The organism is Bacillus cereus group sp. BfR-BA-01524 (assembly GCF_022662595.1).
In the GTDB taxonomy this organism is placed as follows: Bacteria; Bacillota; Bacilli; order Bacillales; family Bacillaceae_G; genus Bacillus_A; species Bacillus_A thuringiensis_S.
Genome location: NZ_JAKUDW010000175.1, coordinates 1 through 4,896 on the forward strand (window position 1 = coordinate 1; position 4,896 = coordinate 4,896).

Consider the following 4,896-nt stretch of genomic DNA (forward strand, 5'->3'; position numbering starts at 1 on the left):
TCACTTTTTATTACAATAACTTCATTGAATGTTTTAGCTTCATCACTTATATGTGCAACAAAACGCTCATATATATCTGTAGACTTACCTACATATAAATTCTTCTTATCCCGTTGAATATAGACTACTGGTATTCCATCTATTTTAGGATCTCTGATACAACCTTGCCCAAACTCTTTTCGCTTCTTTTTAATTATGTAAAATGAAGATAATTTTGCTGCAAATGATAGCATTTGAATAACTCCCTACTTTTTAATTTTAAGAATACTTAAGGATGTGTGGATTTCATACTTTTGAAATACAATCCTTACATCCAAATCATGATCTCAACCATCTGCTTTCTCATAACCATTTTAAAAAACTGTAAAACGATTTTCGTTTTACAGTTCGTTATATTTTTTATTACTCCCAAATGCTTTTTCTACAGGATATTTCTCTGCATTCTTTTCCAACTTAGCATGTACTACTTCTTCTAGATCGATATCTAATTTATCACTTAGCATAAGTAAATAGATCATTACATCGGCCATTTCTTCTTTTATTTCCTGCATTTTCGTCTCTGTTGCTTCTTCACTAGACTTCCATTGAAAAGTTTCAAGCAACTCTGATGCTTCTAAATTTAAGGAAATTGCTAGATCCTTCGCATTATGAAACTGCCCCCAATTTCTCTCATCTCGAAATTTTATTACTGCCTTTTGCAAATCTTCCATCACTATTAATCTCCTCTCAATTACTTACTATTTCTTTAAAACAAAATTCATTATATCTATAATTCCATCTAATTAACCTTGATCCAGATATAATCATCTTCATATTTAACATTTAATTTTAATCGAATCCCCTTGATATAGTCCTCTAATTTTCTTGTAAAATCCTCATCATTGAATTGGTCATATTTATCTATGGCTAGATATAACTTAAATATATTCCCTTTCGTTAAATCAAACTCCCATTTCAAAAAATTATGTAGCATATTTTCCTTACTCATGTAGTGATTAGCTTCCATATAATCTAGTAATTCATATAGATTATAGTATACCAAGTTATTTGGTTTAAGCTTTTCACATTTGGGACAATATTCTCTATATCTATCTTGTAATTGCATAATCATTTCTGTTCCACATTGATTACAGTTATACATGTACCATTCCCCTTTACTGGATAACACAATTCGTCTCTCTTATGTTCTTCCTGTCTTTGAAGTTAAAAATTATACTATTTTACTTTAAAAATATTCCTCTTATGCCACTTAAAGTATAATTTATTTTCCGGTTGAATTCCTATCTTAGCTTTTGGTATTAATCCAAATTTCAAATAATCTGTTTCCACTATTAATGAGGAAATATACAGTCGTCCCTGTCCATCAAATGTGATAAATCCTTTATCATAAAGAGCATCATGATTACAGCACAGTAGTACACCGTTATACGGATCTAAGCGTTCCATACTTGTACTATCTTTCCATGGCTTAGAATGACTTGCTCTTAACAATTCTGGTAAATCTATTCCGCATAATGCACATTTTCCGCTCCAAATCTCCATTAATTCCTCTCTAAATTTTTGCTGTCCAATTCGGATTTTCGCTTTTACTTCGGATTCCGTCTCAGCTATAACCGGAATTAATGTGTTGTTTTCTGTCCTTCTTACCGGATCAACTGCTAACTCTAATTGCTCATCATTTATTTTATAAATGTTTGAATCACCAATTAGTTCCATTAATTTAAGGGCTAATTCTTCATTACATGGATATAAATAACCTTGGTTTCCATTTGCATCTGATTGAAAAGGTGAATATTTAATTGGCAACAGGTGCGATATTTCTTCAAATTTCTCACGTATATTAATTGGTTTTTCTAACTCATGATATTTTAAAGATACCAAATAGCCTTCATCATTCCATTGATCATGGCTTTTCATAATCGATGGTTTATTCGATTCCTTACAATCTTCTTCAGCGATACTAACTGCTACAATATTCCCTTTTACATAATGAAAGATCCGATCCCCCTCTTTTACATCCATCATTCTTTTCCATGAATGTGGTACATTACCGCCTCTATCCTTTTTAGGTGACCAAATAATTTCTAATCCTTTTTCCTCTTGATATGTATGCCCCTGCATAACAATAAAATGATTCATATACTCTCTCCTAAAGCGTTAACTCATTACGCTATTTTCTATTTAATATAATACTAAAAAACTCTCCTATGATTAGCAAATTGTCTGTTTCATTTTCAATACCAAACAACCTTCTCTACAGAAAAATTCTGCAATTCCTTTTACTCAACAATTGAGAAATCCAACTTTATATCCATTTATAAAAACAAAAGAGTTGACCCAAAAGGTCAACTCTTCTATTTTAATTTTTTTATTTCTCTTCTTCTTCTTTTTTTGCAATTTCCCGTTCATTTTTAGCGATTAAATCATGAAAATGTTCTTCTTTGTTTTCTTCAATATAATTCATAAGGTCTTTAAGTTCCATTTATATCGCCTCCTGTATTTATTATATCAATAATATAATAAAATGTCAGGATAAAATCTATTAATTATTTTATAAAATTTATACGATATAAATCACCTAAAAAACAAGGACTGACTTCTCGTAAAATTGATTATTTCGAGATTCATCCACAATAATTTCTTTTACTCGTTTTGATTCTTTAAAAGCAAAAACTTCTGGTTCCTTTCCTGTATTATCATATAAAGTAAAGCAATCTATTAAATCTTTAATTTTAGAAAATGTAGTAGCTACTCTCATATGACTTTGTTCAATAATATGTTCAGGAACCAATCTTCCTGTTACTTTAAAACGCATATTAGATCGTTCTAAGGCCACTTTTATTGGAACATCCACAATGATTGCTTTAATGCTGAAACCCGCTTGTCTTAATTGTTGAATTAACTTTATGTATTTCACTTCATTTTTCATTGTACCATCATACATAAAGTTTAGTTTTCTTTTCATGCAAATCTTTAATAGTTTCATGGTAATATCACTACTTTCATCATGAACTAGAAAAGCTGCTTGTTTCATTGACTCAATATCTTCAGATTCCATTGCATCTTGATACTCTGGTATTTTTTCTTTAATTTTATCAGGATCTATCCAAATCATATTTTGTTTCTGAAGTTTATACCCCTTAATTACTAACTCTCCAATTGAACTTTTTCCAGCAGCAGAACCACCACCAAGTAATATAGCTTCAACTTCCTGCTCTTGCTGTAATTGACCTTTTAGAAATGATTCAATAATCTCATTATGTAAAAGCTTACGTTCTATTGTGTACTCTCCATTAATTACGTACTTTTCTCTAGTTGGTTTCAATTTTTATTCTCCTCTTCTATAGATGCATTATTGTGTCCCTTTAAAAATTTGAGACCTTCCCCTTTAACTGCGCTTATTACTTCGGTATTTTGAAATCTCTATAAGAGATTTAACTTACTATAATTTCATATAACTCTTTTTGTTAGATGCTATAGGTCTCAATTCATCACTATATATCCCTTCTAAACAATCATTTTTCTCTTTAGCTTAAAACCTACTTTATACATCCACTTAAACAAACAAAAAAGGGCTCCTTTAAGTCGATTAATCGTGCATAGCAAATAAGCTATATACACTAATCGGCTCAAAGAAGCCCTTTCAAAATTGAAACAAGAAAAAACTTGCTTCTACAACTCAACCACAACACATAAGATGTGGGAATAAACGGAATCAAATAAACTAACAATATAATTATATATTACATAATAAAATTATAATTCTCAAGGATATTTCATTAAAATATTCCTACAGTGCTTCTACGGTAGGAATATCAGCAGGTGCCCACTTTAAATGCTTTAAATCTTTAATACTCATCCATTTTAGCTCTGCATGCTCAAGAGCTTTAGGCTTACCTGCCAAGATTCTAGCTTTATATGTAGTAAGATGAACAACAATAGTTTCATACTCGTACTCGACTTCCTCTACCTTCTCATCTACAACAATTGTACATCCAAGCTCTTCTTTAATTTCACGAATTAATGCAGCTGGTGGCTCTTCTCCCTTGTTTATCTTACCACCTGGAAATTCCCAATAATTCGGTAACGTCATTGTAGGAGAGCGTAATGCACATAAGACTTCATTATTTTCATTAACAATTACCGCACCAACCACTGATATTTTTCTCTTCATACTTATTCACTTCCTTATACAGATTAATTAATACTTACTATCTTATATTAATTCATATTTTAACACCAAATTTTCCTTTTAAATGATGATTAACCTTTCATTTGCTAATGAATGAGACAAAATGAAAATAAAAAAATGGAAAATTTGTTAACGACAATGATATGCTTACATATGTATATTTGTTACATAAATACATTAATTTTATTAAATGAGAGGTGATGAATTGCATCTCGATATTAAATCATTACGGCATTATAATTTATAAGCAAAATCTAGTACCTTAGATAAGGAGGATCTTAAATGAACTGGAGAAATTTTTTTGGTTATCGTTCTAAAACCGCATGGAAAATGTTTATTGCTTCCATTGTTTATATCTTTATTTTATTTTTAATACTTCAAGCAATTATTCCAAATTCTATCCGCCCTGTCCTTGTTAATATTGGTTTTTTGGGATTTTCGTTAAGCTTACTGGCTTTAATTATTGGATTAATCAAACCACAATTTGTATTACCCAAAATACAAATTAAAACCAGAAAGAAAGTAGTATATTCATATTTATATCTAGCACTAGCTTTCTTTTTAATGGGTATTGTATTTATTGATGGAAAATCAACTTCCAATCAAACTGTACAAAAGGCAGACACCAAAATTGCCACTTCACAAGATACTAAAAAAGATACAGCAGACACAAAGAGTAAGGAAGAAGCTGACAGTAAAGCTCA

6 protein-coding genes and 1 pseudogene are annotated in these 4,896 nt (G+C 30.3%); 1 reads left to right on the forward strand and 6 read right to left on the reverse strand.

Annotated elements, in window-relative coordinates; translation table 11 throughout:
* The 6 genes from MR170_RS29615 to MR170_RS29640 form a co-directional block, all read right to left on the reverse strand.
* Positions 1 to 233 (reverse strand): GIY-YIG nuclease family protein (locus MR170_RS29615; RefSeq protein WP_481746794.1); only part of this gene is annotated, 233 nt, incomplete at its 3' end.
* A gap of 147 nt (positions 234 to 380) precedes the next feature.
* A complete protein-coding gene (locus tag MR170_RS29620) occupies positions 381 to 710 on the reverse strand; it encodes a nucleotide pyrophosphohydrolase (protein WP_000389841.1) in 330 nt (109 codons plus the stop codon).
* Between the two features lie 68 nt (positions 711 to 778).
* Entirely contained in the window at positions 779 to 1,141 is a 363-nt protein-coding gene (locus MR170_RS29625; RefSeq protein ID WP_016083119.1) for a hypothetical protein, read from the reverse strand.
* Between the two features lie 74 nt (positions 1,142 to 1,215).
* A complete protein-coding gene (locus MR170_RS29630; protein ID WP_016083120.1) occupies positions 1,216 to 2,139 on the reverse strand; it encodes an HNH endonuclease in 924 nt (307 codons plus the stop codon).
* A gap of 439 nt (positions 2,140 to 2,578) precedes the next feature.
* Positions 2,579 to 3,325: a zeta toxin family protein gene (locus tag MR170_RS29635; RefSeq protein WP_242310464.1), complete on the reverse strand. Its 747-nt coding sequence runs from the start codon at positions 3,323 to 3,325 to the stop codon at positions 2,579 to 2,581.
* A 465-nt stretch (positions 3,326 to 3,790) separates the two neighbouring features.
* Positions 3,791 to 4,174, reverse strand: a complete 384-nt coding sequence (locus MR170_RS29640) for a (deoxy)nucleoside triphosphate pyrophosphohydrolase (protein ID WP_000823376.1) — start codon at positions 4,172 to 4,174, stop codon at positions 3,791 to 3,793.
* A gap of 300 nt (positions 4,175 to 4,474) precedes the next feature.
* On the opposite strand from MR170_RS29640, the pseudogene MR170_RS29645 reads away from it, so the two are divergent.
* Positions 4,475 to 4,896 (forward strand): annotated as a pseudogene (locus MR170_RS29645) (protein TolA); the annotation flags it as partial.

Bases quoted from the DNA above. Each gene is read 5' to 3' on its own strand.
- MR170_RS29640 (WP_000823376.1), bottom strand. From the start codon at position 4,174: ATGAAGAGAAAAATATCAGTGGTTGGTGCGGTAATTGTTAATGAAAAT.
- MR170_RS29630 (WP_016083120.1), bottom strand. From the start codon at position 2,139: ATGAATCATTTTATTGTTATGCAGGGGCATACATATCAAGAGGAAAAA.
- MR170_RS29625 (WP_016083119.1), bottom strand. From the start codon at position 1,141: ATGTATAACTGTAATCAATGTGGAACAGAAATGATTATGCAATTACAA.
- MR170_RS29620 (WP_000389841.1), bottom strand. From the start codon at position 710: ATGGAAGATTTGCAAAAGGCAGTAATAAAATTTCGAGATGAGAGAAAT.